This window comes from Paraburkholderia sp. SSBN10T (genome assembly GCF_056619545.1).
Genome location: NZ_JBWQQI010000031.1, coordinates 16,220 through 30,366 on the forward strand (window position 1 = coordinate 16,220; position 14,147 = coordinate 30,366).

Here is a 14,147-nt window from a genome sequence, read left to right on the forward strand (position 1 = left end):
CCGGCATTGAACCAGGCACCGCGTTCCAGCTTCACGAAGGACCTCATGAAACGTTCCGCACTTTCCCTCCACGCAACCCGCATGGCGGCGCTGGCGCTTGCCTTGGTGACGCTCGCCGGCTGTGACACGCTGAACGACTGGTTTGCTTCCGATCGCGTCAATTACAAGGCAACGTCCATTGCACCGCCGCTCAACGTGCCGAGCGACCTGCAAGCTACGCCGACCCAGCAGAAGTATGTTGCCCCGCCGGCCAACCTGGCCCTGGGTGGCGCGCCCACGCGTGCTATCACGGCAGCCGGCAATCCGACCGAAGGCGTGCCCAATACGCAAGACCCGCTCGGCATGCACATCGAGCGCGACGGCGACCACCGCTGGCTGGTCGTCGACGGCCGCACGCCCGAGCAGTTGTGGCCCCAGTTGCAGGAATTCTGGCAGGACAATGGCTTCGCGCTGAAGACCGACGCGCCGGCCACCGGCATCATGTCGACCGACTGGGCCGAGAACCGCGCCAACATTCCGGACGACTGGTTCCGCCGCACGATCGGCAAGGTGGTGGACTTCGCTTACTCGTCGGGCACCCGTGACAGTTTCCGCACGCTGGTCTCGCACGGTCCGAACGACGCGACTGACATTTCCATCACCCACAGCAAGATGGAAGAAATGCTGACCGGCCAGGACAAGACCTCGTCGCGTTGGGTGGAGCGTCCGCGCGATCCGGCTCTGGAAGCGCTGTTCCTCGCCAAGCTGATGGAGAAGTTCGGTTTGACGGACGCTCAGGCGAAGCAACTGCTGACCGATGCCCGCCCGGCTACCGCGCCGGTCACGGTGGACATGGCTGACGGTGCAGCGACGCTCGACCTGCAGGAATCGTTCGACCGTGCCTGGCTGCGCGTGGGTCTGGCGCTTGACCGCACCAACTTTGCCGTCGACAACCGCGATCGCGAAAAGGGCATTTACTACGTGCGATACGCAGACACGATGCAGGAGCTGAAGAAGGAAGGCCTGTTCGGCAAGCTGTTCTTCAGCGGCAATTCGAAGAAGCCGGCGCAGGAATTCCTCGTCAACGTGCGGCCGAAGGGCGACACGGTGACCCAGGTGGCGGTGGTCGACGCCAACGGTCAGGTGGATACCTCGTCGGACGCGCAGCACATCGTTTCGCTGCTGCACGCGCAACTGAACTAAGGCGGACCGTGCGGTTCGCCAGCCTGGGAAGCGGCAGTGAAGGCAATGCTTTGCTCGTGGAAGTGCAAAGCGGCGCGACCACCACGCGCGTATTGCTCGACTGCGGCTTCTCGGCAAAGGAAGTCGAACGCCGTCTTGGGCGGCTCGGCTCGGGCGTCGAGGGTCTCGACGCCATTCTCATCACCCACGAACACAGCGACCACATCGGCAGCGCCTTGACGCTGGCGCGCAAGTGGTCGATTCCGCTGTACATGAGTTGGGGCACGGCGCGCGCGGTGGGTGCCGACGAAGCCGACGTCGACCTGCACGTGTTGTGGGGCGACGAAGCGGTTGCGATCGGCGACCTGAGCGTGCTGCCCTACACTGTCCCGCACGATGCTCGTGAGCCTCTGCAATATGTGATGTCCGACGGCGCAAGCCGGCTGGGCGTGCTGACTGACGTCGGCACCTCGACGCCGCACATCAGCGCGGTGTTGAGCGGGTGCGATGCGCTCGTGCTCGAATGCAATCACGACCTGCGGATGCTGACGGCGAGCCGCTATCCGCAATCGCTGAAGGCGCGCATCGGCGGCGATCATGGTCACCTGAACAACGAGGCGGCGGCGGAAATCCTCGCCTCGCTCGATCGCTCGCGTTTGCGTCATCTAGTCGCGGCGCACCTGAGCCAGCAGAACAATTCCCCGGAACTCGCGCAGGCCGCCATGGCGGGTGTTCTGGGTGCGGCGGCCACCGAGGTGGTGGTGGCCTCGCAAGCCGATGGATTCGACTGGCTGAGCCTTTGACGTTTTGATCGAGGCGCGCGGCTGTATCGGACGCCTAAAAGGAAACGCCCATGACGGTTGATCGTCATGGGCGTTTTTTCATGCGGGCTTTGTGCCCGCACGGGTTGCTCTGAGTGGCACTTGCTTGCGCTTAGTTGCGATTGCCGCCGAAGATGCCGAGCAGCGCCAGCAGGTTCACGAACACGTTATACAGGTCCAGATAAATGGCCAGCGTGGCGGTGATGTAGTTCGTCTCGCCGCCGTTCACGACGCGCTGCACGTCGAACAGCATGTAAGCCGAGAAGATCGCGATGGCGAGCACCGACACCGTGAGCATCAGCGCGGGCAGTTGCAGGAACATGTTGGCGACCATGGCGAGCAGCAGCACGATCACGCCCACGAACAGCCACTTGCCGAGACCCGAAAAGTCACGCTTGCTGACCGTCGCGATGGTGGCCATGGCGGCAAAGATCACCCCGGTGCCGCCGAACGCCAGCATGATCAGCGACGGCCCGTTCGAAAAGCCGAGGATGAAGCTCAGCATGCGCGAGAGCATCAGGCCCATGAAGAACGTGAAGCCGAGCAGCACGAACACCCCGACTGCGCTGTCTTTGGTGCGCTGAATGGCGAACATGAAGCCGAACGCGATGGCGAAAAACGCCAGCATGCTCATGGCCGGGCTGGTGGCCGCGAACAGCGAGAAGCCGGTGGCGACGCCAACCCAAGCGCCCAGCACCGTCGGCACCATGGACAGCGCCAGCAGCCAGTACGTGTTGCGTAGCACGCGGTTGCGGGTTTCGGCCGTGCTGACCGCGCCATTGCGGCCGAAGCTATAGGGATGGTCGTTCATGGTTTCTCCTTGCGTCAGGCGCAGTAACTCGCCGTGGTTTATGCAGCGCCGGCCAGCAAGTTTGCAGCCAGTCGCTTGATCTGTACAACCCTAAGATTAGCGCCGGGGCAGGGAGTTTCAATCCCCCGCGGCGGCCTATTACAGACAAATACAGACTCTTGCCTGGAGTCTTTCAATGCTGAAAGGGTTCAATCGCAATCATACATGGGAACATGCTACAATAGCGGATTCATTTGAATCTGTAACCTCTTAATTTTCTGGAGTTTTTATGGCGATCGAACGCACCCTGTCGATTATCAAGCCGGACGCAGTGGCCAAGAACGTGATCGGTCAGATCTACAGCCGTTTCGAAAACGCTGGCCTGAAGATCATTGCCGCTCGCATGGTTCATCTGTCGCGCGCTGATGCAGAGAAGTTCTACGCTGTGCACGCCGCACGTCCGTTCTTCAAGGACCTCGTCGACTTCATGATCTCCGGTCCGGTGATCGTGCAGGCGCTCGAAGGCGAAAACGCTATCCTGAAGCACCGCGACCTGATGGGCGCAACGGATCCGAAGAAGGCGGAAAAGGGCACCATCCGCGCCGACTTCGCTGACAGCATCGATGCGAACGCCGTGCATGGTTCGGACGCGCCGGAAACCGCCAAGGTCGAGATCGCGTTCTTCTTCCCGGAAGTCAACGTTTACTCGCGCTAAGCGCTCGGCGAAGTAGTAAGGTAAAGCAGCAGGAACGGGCGCGAACGGCATATACGTTCATGCAGCTTGTTGCATGAACGTAAAGTCTCGCACTGAAATGGCAGGATTCGATATGACGAGCAGTCCAACCGTCAACCTTCTCGATCTCGACGCCCAGGGGCTCGTCGCCTATTGCGACAGCCTGGGCGAGAAGCCGTTTCGCGCCAAGCAGTTGCAGCGCTGGATTCACCAGTACAACGCTGCGGACTTCGACGGCATGACCGATCTGGCGAAGTCGTTGCGCGAAAAGCTCAAGGGCCGCGCAACCATCGCGATGCCAGGCATCGTCAGCGATCACATTTCCAGCGACGGCACACGCAAGTGGCTGATCGACGTCGGTAACAGCAACGCGGTTGAAACCGTCTATATCCCGGAAGAAACGCGGGGCACGCTGTGCGTGTCGTCGCAGGCCGGGTGCGCGGTCAATTGCCGGTTCTGTTCCACCGGCAAACAAGGTTTCTCACGCAATCTCACCACCGCTGAAATCATCGGCCAGCTCCGCATGGCCGAATTTGCGCTGCGCGCTTCGCGTGGTGCGGCAGGCGGCCGGGCGGTGGGGGGCGAAGGCAAGGGCGAGCGGGTCGTCACGAACGTCGTGATGATGGGCATGGGCGAGCCGCTGCTGAACTACGACGCGGTCGTGCCGGCCATGCGCCTGATGCTCGACGATAACGCGTACGGCCTGTCGCGCCGGCGCGTCACGCTGTCCACTTCGGGCGTGGTGCCCATGATGGACCGGCTCGGCGCCGAGCTGCCGGTGGCGCTGGCGGTCTCGCTGCATGCGCCTACAGATCCGCTGCGCGACATGCTGGTGCCGCTCAACAAGAAATATCCGCTGCGCGAACTGATGGCGGCTTGCCAGCGCTATCTGAAAGTCGCGCCGCGCGATTTCATTACGTTTGAATACTGCATGCTCGACGGTGTCAACGACAGTGAGGCGCAGGCACGCGAACTGCTCGCCGTGACGCGTGACGTGCCATGCAAATTCAACCTGATCCCGTTCAATCCGTTCCCGGAGTCTGGGCTGATCCGCTCGAAGCCGGAACAGATCAAGCGGTTTGCCCAGGTGCTGATGGACGCGGGCGTCGTCACCACCGTGCGCAAGACGCGCGGCGACGACATCGACGCGGCTTGCGGTCAACTGGCGGGGGCGGTGCAGGATCGCACGCGCCTTGCGGAACGGATGGGTAAGGCGGCCAAGGTGATCGAGGTCCGCGCAGTGTGAGCCCGGCGGCGGGGAGTGCGCATCGCCTCGCGGCGAGGCGCGAAAGAAACCGCTGTGCCGCACGGTATTGAAAAGAAAGTTTGCAGAAGCGATCGGAAGCGGCACATGAGGCCGCACATTTTGTTATAAACGGTCTGCGCAACCGGCGCGAGGCATGCTGCCCGGCGGTTCGCACGAGTGAAAAAGAATCGACGCGAAAGGATTTGGGATGAGTGAGCCGCAGCACCCGCACCCGCAGGATACAGGGACCGACACAAGCCATCCGGCGCCCGCAGCCGCACGGGCAGTGGTGCAGCCTGCCGTGCAGGCGCTGGACTCGCTGATGGCGGTGGGGGCGCGACTGACGCAACTCCGCGAATCGAAAAACTGGTCGATCGACGATGTATCGGCAAGGCTGAAAGTTTCGTCGGCCAAACTGCGCGCGCTCGAGGCGGGCGATATCAGCCAGTTGCCGGACACCACCTTTGCGCTCGGCGTGGTGCGCAGCTATGCGAAGATGCTCGGCGCCGACCCGGCCCCTTTCACGCAGGCGTTGCGCCGCGAAAAAGGCGTGCCGGAGCCGGACCTGTCGATGCCGGCATCGTCGGGCCGGGACCTGCCGCGCGGCAAGGTATCGTTGTCGCTGGGCGGCAGCGGCGGTCAGAAGCATCGCTCATGGCTATGGGGCATTGCGGCGGTGATCGTCGCGGTGATCGCGCTGGGCATGTGGCATACCAACGGCGGCGATTCGTCGGCATGGTTGGCGCGCCTGCGGGCCAGCGCCAACAGCGGCGCTGGCAGTGCGAACGGCGCCTCGGGCGCCGTGGCGCAGGCGCCGGCGGGCGGCTCCGAAGCTGTGGCCGACGAAGCGGCGTCCGGCGCATCGGCGCCGGATGAGGCGCAGGCGGCGACGGACAACTCTGCGTCGGCTGCGCAGTTGCCGGCCCCGTTGCCGTCGGCTGACGTGGCGAGTTCGGCGGCGCCGGTTACGGCTGCTCCGAAAGCGGCTTCGCAAGCCGGTACTCCGGCAAACGCATCGGCAACGGCGCAGACTGCTGCCCCGGCCACGACGAAGGCCGCCAGTGCGCCGGCCGTGGCGACGACGGCCAACGGCGCGTCTGACGCGACGGAAGCGGCCGCGGGCGAGTCGATCGTCGCTGTGCGGGTCAGCGAAGATAGCTGGTTCAGCGTGCGTCAGAGCGACGGCAAGGAGTTGTTCTCCGGCCTCGTGCACGCAGGTGAAAGCAAGGAAATTTCCGGCGTCGGGCCTTTCAAGGTGACGGTCGGCAACAAGGCTGGACTCGAGTCGATGTCGCTCGACGGCCAGCCGGTCGATCCGGCGAAGTATGCGTCTGCCAAGGGCAATGTGGCGCGCTTGACGCTGCCTTAATACGGTATGCGTCGCTGCCCGCTGGGCGGCGGCGCTTTTTCAATTCGTGCGGCATGCGCGGTGCGTGGCGCGTGCGGCGTAAATGGGTTTTTCGATGCAATCCGAAGCTCAATCCCAATCCAGCAGTCAGATTTGTTCGAACGAGCCGGTTTTCGGCGGCCAGGCCGCGCGGCGCAAGTCGCATGCAGTCGACGTCCGTTGGGCCGGCAACCTGGTGACGATCGGCGGCGACGCGCCGGTGCGCGTGCAGTCGATGACCAATACCGATACCGCGGACGCGATCGGTACCGCAATCCAGATCAAGGAACTGGCCCAGGCCGGCTCGGAACTGGTGCGCATCACGGTCAACACGCCGGAAGCCGCGGCGGCCGTGCCGGCCGTGCGCGACCAGCTCGACCGCATGGGCGTGTCGGTGCCGCTGGTGGGCGACTTTCACTACAACGGCCATCTGCTGCTGCGCGATTACCCGGCGTGCGCGGAAGCGCTGTCGAAGTACCGGATCAATCCGGGCAACGTCGGCCATGGCGCGAAGCGCGATACGCAGTTCGCGCAAATGATCGAAGCCGCGATCCAGTACGACAAGCCGGTGCGCATCGGTGTGAACTGGGGCAGTCTCGATCAGGATCTGCTCGCGAAGATGATGGACGAAAACGCCGCGCGCTCCACGCCATGGGAAGCGCAGAGCGTGATGTACGAAGCGCTGATCCAGTCGGCGATCGGCTCGGCCGAGCGTGCCGTGGAACTGGGTTTGAGCCGCAACAAGATCATCCTGTCGTGCAAGGTGAGCGGCGTGCAGGATCTGATCGCCGTGTACCGCGAACTCGCGCGCCGCTGCGAATTCGCCCTGCACCTCGGCCTGACCGAGGCCGGCATGGGTTCGAAGGGCATCGTCGCGTCGACTGCTGCGCTGTCGGTGCTGTTGCAGCAAGGTATCGGCGACACGATCCGTATCTCGCTCACGCCGGAGCCGGGCGGACCGCGCACCGGTGAGGTGATCGTCGGTCAGGAAATCCTGCAGACAATGGGTCTGCGTTCGTTCACGCCTATGGTGATTGCGTGCCCGGGTTGCGGCCGCACCACCAGCACGCTGTTCCAGGAACTCGCCTCGCAGATCCAGACGTATCTGCGCCTGCAGATGCCGGTGTGGCGCGACCAGTATCCTGGCGTCGAGAAGATGCACGTCGCGGTGATGGGCTGCATCGTCAACGGCCCGGGCGAATCGAAGCAGGCCAATATCGGTATCAGCCTGCCGGGCTCGGGTGAGAACCCGGCCGCGCCCGTGTTTATCGACGGCGAAAAAGTGAAGACGCTGCGTGGCGAGCACATCGCCGAAGAATTCCAGCAAATCGTGAGCGACTACGTCGAGCGCACCTATGGCCGCGCGACTGCGCTCAACTGAGAAGTATCAAGCGAACACAGATGACTGAACAGAAGAAAAAGCTCGAGAAATTGTCCGGTGTGAAGGGCATGAACGACATCCTCCCGCAAGAAGCTGGGTTGTGGGAGTTTTTCGAAACGACCGTCAAGTCGATGCTCCGTTCTTACGGATACCAGAACATTCGCACGCCGATCGTCGAGCATACGCAACTGTTCACGCGCGGCATCGGCGAAGTGACGGACATCGTCGAGAAGGAGATGTACAGCTTTACCGACGCGCTGAACGGCGAAAATCTGACGATGCGTCCGGAAAATACCGCTGCCGTTGTGCGCGCATCGATTGAACACAACATGCTGTACGACGGTCCAAAGCGTCTGTGGTACATCGGCCCGATGTTCCGGCACGAGCGTCCGCAGCGCGGCCGCTATCGTCAGTTCCATCAGGTGGGGGTCGAGGCGCTCGGCTTTGCCGGCCCGGATACCGACGCTGAAATCATCATGATGTGCCAGCGTCTGTGGGACGACCTCGGCTTGACCGGCATTCGCCTCGAAATCAATTCGCTGGGTCTGGCGGAAGAACGTGCAGCTCACCGTGTCGAATTGATCGCGTATCTGGAAAAGCACATGGACGTGCTGGACGAAGACGCGAAGCGCCGTCTCTACACGAACCCGCTGCGCGTGCTGGATACGAAGAACCCGGCGCTGCAGGAAATCGCACAGAACGCACCGAAGCTGATCGATTTCCTCGGCGAGGCATCGCGGGCGCACTTCGACGGACTGCAGCGTCTGCTGAAGGCGAACAACCTGCCGTTCACGATCAATCCGCGCCTCGTGCGCGGTCTCGATTACTACAATCAGACCGTGTTCGAATGGGTGACCGACAAGCTCGGCGCGCAAGGCACGGTTGCGGCCGGCGGCCGTTACGATCCGCTGATCGAGCAACTGGGCGGCAAACCGACCGCGGCGTGCGGCTGGGCCATGGGTATCGAGCGCATCCTGGAGCTGCTGAAGGAAGAGAACCTCGTGCCGGAAGACGAAGGTTGCGATGTCTACGTGGTCCATCAGGGCGACGCGGCGCGCGAGCAGGCCTTTATCATCGCCGAGCGGCTGCGCGATACCGGTCTCGACGTCATCCTGCATTGCAGCGTCGACGGCCAGACCGCGAGTTTCAAGTCGCAGATGAAGCGCGCGGATGCAAGCGGTGCGGCCTTCGCGGTGGTCCTCGGCGAGGATGAGATCGCCAACGGCACGGTCGGCGTGAAGCCGCTGCGCAACGCCGGCCAGGACGGTGGTAAGAGCGAGCAACAGAACGTGCCGGCCGAAGACTTGACCGAATTTCTAATCAATGCGATGGTTGCATCCGCCGAAGACGGCGACGACTGAAGCGCAATGTGGTCGGCCTTGCGGTTCGACACATACAAGGTAATAAAAGAGAAGGAATCGCCGGGCGATGAGTTACCACGACGAACAAGAATCGATTGAAGGTCTGAAGGCATGGTGGGCGCAGTGGGGCAATTCCACCACGTGGATCGTGCTGGTGGCGCTCGTCGCCTCCGCAGGCTGGAACGGCTGGAACTACTGGCAGCGGCACCAGGCGGCGCAAGCCGCGGTGCTGTATGACCAGGTTCAGCAGGCGGTCGCCGGTGGCGACAAGGCCCAGGTGGCCCGTGTGGCCGGCGACATGGAAGACAAGTTCGGCGGCACCGCTTATGCGCAGATGACGGCGCTGACGGCGGCCAAGGCGCTCTACGCCGCCGGCGACGAAGCCGGTGCCAAGGCGCAGTTGCAATGGACCATCGATCACGCCAAGGACGACGAGTTCAAGCAGATCGCGAAACTGCGTCTCGCCTCGTTGCTGCTTGACGACAAGGCTTACGACCAGGGGCTGGCGCTGCTCGCCGAACCGGAGTCCGACGCGTTCAAGGGCGTCGTCGCAAACGGCCGCGGCGATCTGCTCGCGGCGCAAGGCAAGCGCGCGGACGCGCGTGCCGCTTATCAGCTCGCGCTCGACTCGCTGTCGAAAACCGATACCTCCGCGCGTCAGTTGATCCAGTTCAAGCTGGACGCGTTGGGCGGTTGAACGTCGCATGACGCTCAACCAGTCCTATTTTGATTAATCTTCCTAAATGCAACGTCAACCGATGAATCTGCTGAAACGCTACGCTGTGCCCGTTGCCTGTGCGATGACCGTCCTCGTCATGACGGCTTGCTCATCCACGAAGGACGAGCGCCGCGAGCCGACGCCGCTCACCGAGTTCAAACCCGTGCTGAACGTGCAGCAGGCCTGGAAGTCCAGCGTCGGTAAGGCGGGGCGCTACCTGTTCTCGCCGGTGGCGTTCGGCAACGCGGTCTACGTCGCGGGCGCGAACGGCTCGGTCGCGAAGATCGACGCCCAGACCGGCAAGGACATCTGGCGCATCAAGGTCGGCAGCGACCTGTCGGCAGGCGTCGGCACCGACGGTACGCTGACTGCGGTCGGTGCGCTCAAGGGCGAAGTCTACGTGCTCGGCCAGGACGGCAAGCTGCTGTGGAAAAACACGGCGCCCGGCGAAATCATCTCGCCGCCGCTGGTGGGCAACGGCTACGTGATCGTGCGCACGGTCGACGGCCAGATCACCGCGTTTAACGCGCAAACCGGCGAGCAGAAGTGGGTGTACCGCAATCGCGCGGTGCCGCTCAATCTGCGCGTGTCGTCGGGCATGACCTTCGCGGGCGATGCGGCGGTGCTGGCGGGTTTCCCGGGCGGCTCGTTCGCAGCGATCAACCTGCAGACCGGCGACAGCTTCTGGGAAACGCCGGTGTCGTATCCGAAGGGCGTGACGGAAGTCGAGCGGATCAATGACGTCACCGGCCCGCCGACGCTGGTCGGAGCCGAGACCTGCGCCGTGACGTTCCAGGGACAGATTGGCTGCTTCGACGCCAACTCGGGCCGTCCGCTGTGGCAAAAGGCGTTCTCGAGCACGACCGGCGTTGCGCAGGATGAAAACACGGTGGTGGGCGGCGACGACTGGTCGGTGGTGAGCGCGTTTGATGCGACGAGCGGCAACCAGTTGTGGAGCAACGACAAGCTGAAGAACCGCCAGGTCAGCGTGCCGTTCCTGTTGGGCCATGCCGCCGTGATGGGCGACTACCAGGGCTTTGTGCATTTCCTTTCGCGTGACGACGGCACGTTTGTCGCACGCATGCCGACCGACGGCAGCGCGATTACCGCTGCACCGGTGCTGGCGGGCGACACGCTGGTGGTGCAAACGCACGACGGCGACGTCTACGGCTTCCGTCCGCGTTAAGCGCGGCGCAGGCTGATGCGGTCACGCGCAGGCCGGCTTTGCCGGCCGCGTGCGTTTTTGCCGCAAGGTGTCCGTGGCGCCGGGTCGCGGCGTCCGAAGCCGGAAATATCCCGGGGCTGTGCTGTCACTCAGGCAGTTCGGCAACCCGGAAAAAGAAGTATCAGTCATCAAGTACAGAGAGCTGTCCGCACTACGGAACCCGGCGGCGCATCGGCGCCGTCCATACAGCCAACCCAACGTCCGCCTGGATGGGCATATATGCTGCGCATCCGGGGCCGGCCGGATTCGTGATAATTTGCGTCAAACGCAGCCGCGACGCGGCCGCATGGCGTCGTGCGCGGGGTGGTCGATCTCGGCCTCGCGTTTCACCGTGAACAACATCTGATGAAACCCGTAATTGCCCTTGTGGGGCGCCCCAATGTGGGGAAATCCACGCTATTCAACCGTCTCACGCGCTCGCGTGATGCGCTCGTTGCCGACCTCCCGGGCCTGACGCGCGATCGTCACTACGGCGAAGGCCGCACCGGCGAGCGCCCGTACCTGGTTGTCGATACCGGCGGTTTCGAGCCGGTCGCCAAGGACGGCATCCTCCATGAGATGGCGCGCCAGACCCGTCAGGCGGTCGAGGAATCGGACATTGTCGTGTTCATTGTCGACGGCCGTAATGGTCTCGCGCCGCAGGACAAGTCGATCGCCGACTATCTGCGCAAGACCGGCCGGCCGATTTTCCTCGTCGTCAACAAGGCTGAGGGGATGAAGTACAGCGCAGTGGCCGCGGACTTTTACGAACTGGGTCTGGGCGACCCGCGCGCCATTTCGGCGGCGCACGGCGACGGCGTGACCGAGATGATCAACGAGGCGCTCGAAGTCGCCTATGCGGGTCAGCCGGAAGAGAGCGACGAGGAGAAGGCCACGCGCGGCATCAAGATCGCCATCGTGGGCCGTCCGAACGTCGGCAAGTCGACGCTGATCAACACGCTGGTCGGCGAAGACCGCGTGATCGCCTTCGACATGCCCGGCACCACGCGCGATTCGATTTATGTCGACTTCGAGCGTCAGGGCAAGCCCTACACGCTGATCGACACGGCTGGCCTGCGCCGCCGCGGCAAGGTGTTCGAAGCGATCGAGAAGTTCTCGGTGGTGAAGACGCTGCAATCCATCTCGGATGCGAACGTGGTGATCCTGCTGCTCGACGCCCGTCAGGACATTTCCGATCAGGACGCGCACATCGCCGGTTTCGTGGTGGAGCAGGGTCGCGCGCTAGTGGTTGGCGTAAACAAATGGGACGGCCTCGACCCGCATGTGCGCGAGCGCACCAAGTCCGATCTCGAGCGCAAACTAAAATTTCTCGACTTCGCTAAATTTCACTTTATTTCAGCGGCGGAGAAGACGGGGATTGGCGCATTGATGCGCTCGGTTGACGATGCGTATGCAGCCGCGATGTCGAAGCTGCCCACGCCGAAACTCACGCGTGCGCTGATCGACGCAGTCGAATTCCAGCAGCCGCGCCGGCGTGGTCCGGTGCGCCCGAAGCTGCGCTACGCGCACCAGGGAGGCCAGAACCCGCCGATCATCGTGATCCACGGCAACGCGCTCGACGCGATCACGGAAACGTATAAACGCTACCTTGAAAACCGCTTCCGGGAAACTTTCGGGCTGACTGGGACTCCATTGCGCATAGAGTTCAGATCGTCGACGAACCCTTACGCGGACAAAGGCTGAAACCCGCGTGTGTGTTGGGTTTGGCCGGATGGCCAGGTCACTCGCGCAAAAACGAAAATCGGCTATAGTGTAGCGGTTGACGGCGGATTTCTTTTTCTTCGTCGTCAATTTAGTCAACCTGCAAAAAAATACGGAGTTTGCTATGAGCAACAAAGGGCAATTGTTACAAGACCCGTTTTTGAACGCACTGCGTAAAGAGCACGTGCCGGTGTCGATCTACCTGGTCAACGGCATCAAGCTTCAAGGGAACATCGAATCGTTCGACCAGTACGTCGTGTTGCTCCGGAATACGGTCACCCAGATGGTCTACAAGCACGCTATTTCCACCGTCGTGCCTGCCCGTCCGGTGAATTTCCACCCGGATTCCGAACAGTCCTAACCTCTCGTCGCGGCCGGCGTAGTGTCGCCCGTTGGCGATCTCTCCCGGCCGCTTCACTTTGATACCCTCCAATTTGACCAACGCAGCGCTTGTCGGCATCGACTTCGGTAAGATCGATTTCGAAGCCAGTCTCGAAGAACTCAGCCTGCTCGCGCAAAGCGCGGGCGCGAATCCCCTCGTTACCCTCACCGGACGCCGGTCCAGCCCCGATGCCAAGATGTTCGTCGGCAGCGGCAAGGCCGAAGAATTGCGTCTCGCGTGCGAGGCGAACGACATCGAACTCGTCATCTTCAATCACGCTCTCGCGCCGGCTCAGCAGCGCAATCTGGAGCAAGCGCTTAACAGGCGCGTGATCGATCGCACGAGCCTGATCCTCGATATCTTTGCGCAGCGCGCCCGCAGCCACGAAGGCAAGCTGCAGGTCGAGCTTGCCCAATTGCAGTACCTGTCCACGCGGCTGATCCGCGCCTGGACCCACCTGGAGCGGCAAAAAGGCGGTATCGGCCTGCGCGGTCCGGGTGAAACCCAGCTCGAAACCGACCGCCGGCTGATCGGCGAGCGCATCAAGGCGCTCAAGACCCGGCTCGAGAAACTGCGCCGCCAGCACGGCACGCAGCGGCGGGCGCGCGAGCGCAACCGCACCATGTCGGTGTCGCTGGTCGGCTATACCAACGCCGGCAAGTCGACGCTCTTCAACGCGCTGACCAAGGCCCAGGCGTATGCCGCGGACCAACTGTTCGCGACGCTCGATACGACCTCGCGGCGCGTCTACCTCGGCGACGAGGTGGGGCAGGTAGTGGTGTCCGATACGGTCGGTTTTATCCGCGAATTGCCTCACCAACTGGTGGCCGCGTTCCGGGCCACCCTCGAAGAAACCATTCACGCCGACTTGCTGCTGCACGTGGTGGATGCCTCGAGCGCCGTGCGCCTCGACCAGATCGATCAGGTCAACGAGGTGCTGCACGAAATCGGCGCCGACACGATCCGTCAGGTGCTGGTGTTCAACAAGATCGACGCGGTACCAGAGCTGGCGGCCCGCGGCGAGGCGGTTGAGCGGGATGAGTATGGTAATATTTCGCGCGTCTTTTTGAGCGCGCGCACCGGGCAGGGGCTGGACACGCTGCGCGCTGCCATTGCCGAAATCGCGGCTGCCGATTCGCTTGACGACGCGCAGCATGTCGCGCCGCAGGAAGACCGCCGGCTTGCCGAATCACGCGACGATCGCAAGGTCCCAGAACTCGGGCACTGACCCGTTCCAAATT

The 14,147-nt window shown here is 63.0% G+C and carries 13 protein-coding genes; 12 read left to right on the forward strand and 1 reads right to left on the reverse strand.

Going from position 1 to position 14,147, the window contains the following annotated elements:
- The first annotated feature begins 45 nt into the window (after positions 1-45).
- Together bamC and AC1ECK_RS32870 are read left to right on the forward strand one after the other, a co-directional pair.
- Positions 46-1,182, forward strand: a complete 1,137-nt coding sequence (gene bamC / locus AC1ECK_RS32865) for an outer membrane protein assembly factor BamC (RefSeq protein ID WP_480326833.1) — start codon at positions 46-48, stop codon at positions 1,180-1,182.
- An 8-nt stretch (positions 1,183-1,190) separates the two neighbouring features.
- Positions 1,191-1,964 carry an MBL fold metallo-hydrolase gene (locus AC1ECK_RS32870; protein ID WP_480326835.1) on the forward strand — a complete coding sequence of 258 codons (774 nt, stop codon included), beginning with the start codon at positions 1,191-1,193 and terminating at the stop codon, positions 1,962-1,964.
- A 130-nt stretch (positions 1,965-2,094) separates the two neighbouring features.
- On the opposite strand, the gene AC1ECK_RS32875 is transcribed toward AC1ECK_RS32870, so the two are convergent.
- A complete protein-coding gene (locus AC1ECK_RS32875; RefSeq protein ID WP_480326837.1) occupies positions 2,095-2,793 on the reverse strand; it encodes a Bax inhibitor-1/YccA family protein in 699 nt (232 codons plus the stop codon).
- Positions 2,794-3,061: 268 nt separating this feature from the next.
- Here AC1ECK_RS32875 and ndk point away from each other — a divergent pair, with 268 nt between their 5' ends.
- The 10 genes from ndk (at position 3,062) to hflX (ending at position 14,134) form a co-directional block, all read left to right on the forward strand.
- Positions 3,062-3,487 (forward strand): nucleoside-diphosphate kinase, encoded by a 426-nt coding sequence (gene ndk / locus AC1ECK_RS32880; RefSeq protein ID WP_074299811.1) that lies wholly within the window; start codon positions 3,062-3,064, stop codon positions 3,485-3,487.
- Positions 3,488-3,599: 112 nt separating this feature from the next.
- Positions 3,600-4,751, forward strand: a complete 1,152-nt coding sequence (gene rlmN / locus AC1ECK_RS32885; RefSeq protein WP_480326840.1) for a dual-specificity RNA methyltransferase RlmN — start codon at positions 3,600-3,602, stop codon at positions 4,749-4,751.
- Between the two features lie 208 nt (positions 4,752-4,959).
- The gene (locus AC1ECK_RS32890) at positions 4,960-6,120 is read left to right on the forward strand and encodes a helix-turn-helix domain-containing protein (RefSeq protein WP_480326842.1); all 1,161 of its coding nucleotides are present in this window, start codon (positions 4,960-4,962) and stop codon (positions 6,118-6,120) included.
- Between the two features lie 82 nt (positions 6,121-6,202).
- A complete protein-coding gene (gene ispG / locus AC1ECK_RS32895) occupies positions 6,203-7,519 on the forward strand; it encodes a flavodoxin-dependent (E)-4-hydroxy-3-methylbut-2-enyl-diphosphate synthase (RefSeq protein ID WP_480326844.1) in 1,317 nt (438 codons plus the stop codon).
- A 20-nt stretch (positions 7,520-7,539) separates the two neighbouring features.
- Positions 7,540-8,880: a histidine--tRNA ligase gene (gene hisS / locus AC1ECK_RS32900; protein WP_480326846.1), complete on the forward strand. Its 1,341-nt coding sequence runs from the start codon at positions 7,540-7,542 to the stop codon at positions 8,878-8,880.
- A 67-nt stretch (positions 8,881-8,947) separates the two neighbouring features.
- Positions 8,948-9,577: a YfgM family protein gene (locus AC1ECK_RS32905; protein ID WP_480326848.1), complete on the forward strand. Its 630-nt coding sequence runs from the start codon at positions 8,948-8,950 to the stop codon at positions 9,575-9,577.
- 61 nt (positions 9,578-9,638) lie between these two features.
- Positions 9,639-10,784: an outer membrane protein assembly factor BamB gene (bamB, locus tag AC1ECK_RS32910; protein ID WP_480326850.1), complete on the forward strand. Its 1,146-nt coding sequence runs from the start codon at positions 9,639-9,641 to the stop codon at positions 10,782-10,784.
- Between the two features lie 384 nt (positions 10,785-11,168).
- Positions 11,169-12,506, forward strand: a complete 1,338-nt coding sequence (gene der, locus AC1ECK_RS32915) for a ribosome biogenesis GTPase Der (RefSeq protein ID WP_480326852.1) — start codon at positions 11,169-11,171, stop codon at positions 12,504-12,506.
- 142 nt (positions 12,507-12,648) lie between these two features.
- Entirely contained in the window at positions 12,649-12,885 is a 237-nt protein-coding gene (gene hfq / locus AC1ECK_RS32920; RefSeq protein ID WP_006051315.1) for an RNA chaperone Hfq, read from the forward strand.
- Positions 12,886-12,916: 31 nt separating this feature from the next.
- A complete protein-coding gene (gene hflX / locus AC1ECK_RS32925; protein ID WP_480326854.1) occupies positions 12,917-14,134 on the forward strand; it encodes a GTPase HflX in 1,218 nt (405 codons plus the stop codon).
- Positions 14,135-14,147: the final 13 nt, after the last annotated feature.

Bases quoted from the DNA above. Each gene is read 5' to 3' on its own strand.
- hisS (WP_480326846.1), top strand. From the start codon at position 7,540: ATGACTGAACAGAAGAAAAAGCTCGAGAAATTGTCCGGTGTGAAGGGC.
- rlmN (WP_480326840.1), top strand. From the start codon at position 3,600: ATGACGAGCAGTCCAACCGTCAACCTTCTCGATCTCGACGCCCAGGGG.
- der (WP_480326852.1), top strand. From the start codon at position 11,169: ATGAAACCCGTAATTGCCCTTGTGGGGCGCCCCAATGTGGGGAAATCC.
- bamC (WP_480326833.1), top strand. From the start codon at position 46: ATGAAACGTTCCGCACTTTCCCTCCACGCAACCCGCATGGCGGCGCTG.
- AC1ECK_RS32875 (WP_480326837.1), bottom strand. From the start codon at position 2,793: ATGAACGACCATCCCTATAGCTTCGGCCGCAATGGCGCGGTCAGCACG.
- hfq (WP_006051315.1), top strand. From the start codon at position 12,649: ATGAGCAACAAAGGGCAATTGTTACAAGACCCGTTTTTGAACGCACTG.
- ispG (WP_480326844.1), top strand. From the start codon at position 6,203: ATGGGTTTTTCGATGCAATCCGAAGCTCAATCCCAATCCAGCAGTCAG.
- AC1ECK_RS32905 (WP_480326848.1), top strand. From the start codon at position 8,948: ATGAGTTACCACGACGAACAAGAATCGATTGAAGGTCTGAAGGCATGG.
- bamB (WP_480326850.1), top strand. From the start codon at position 9,639: ATGAATCTGCTGAAACGCTACGCTGTGCCCGTTGCCTGTGCGATGACC.
- ndk (WP_074299811.1), top strand. From the start codon at position 3,062: ATGGCGATCGAACGCACCCTGTCGATTATCAAGCCGGACGCAGTGGCC.
- AC1ECK_RS32890 (WP_480326842.1), top strand. From the start codon at position 4,960: ATGAGTGAGCCGCAGCACCCGCACCCGCAGGATACAGGGACCGACACA.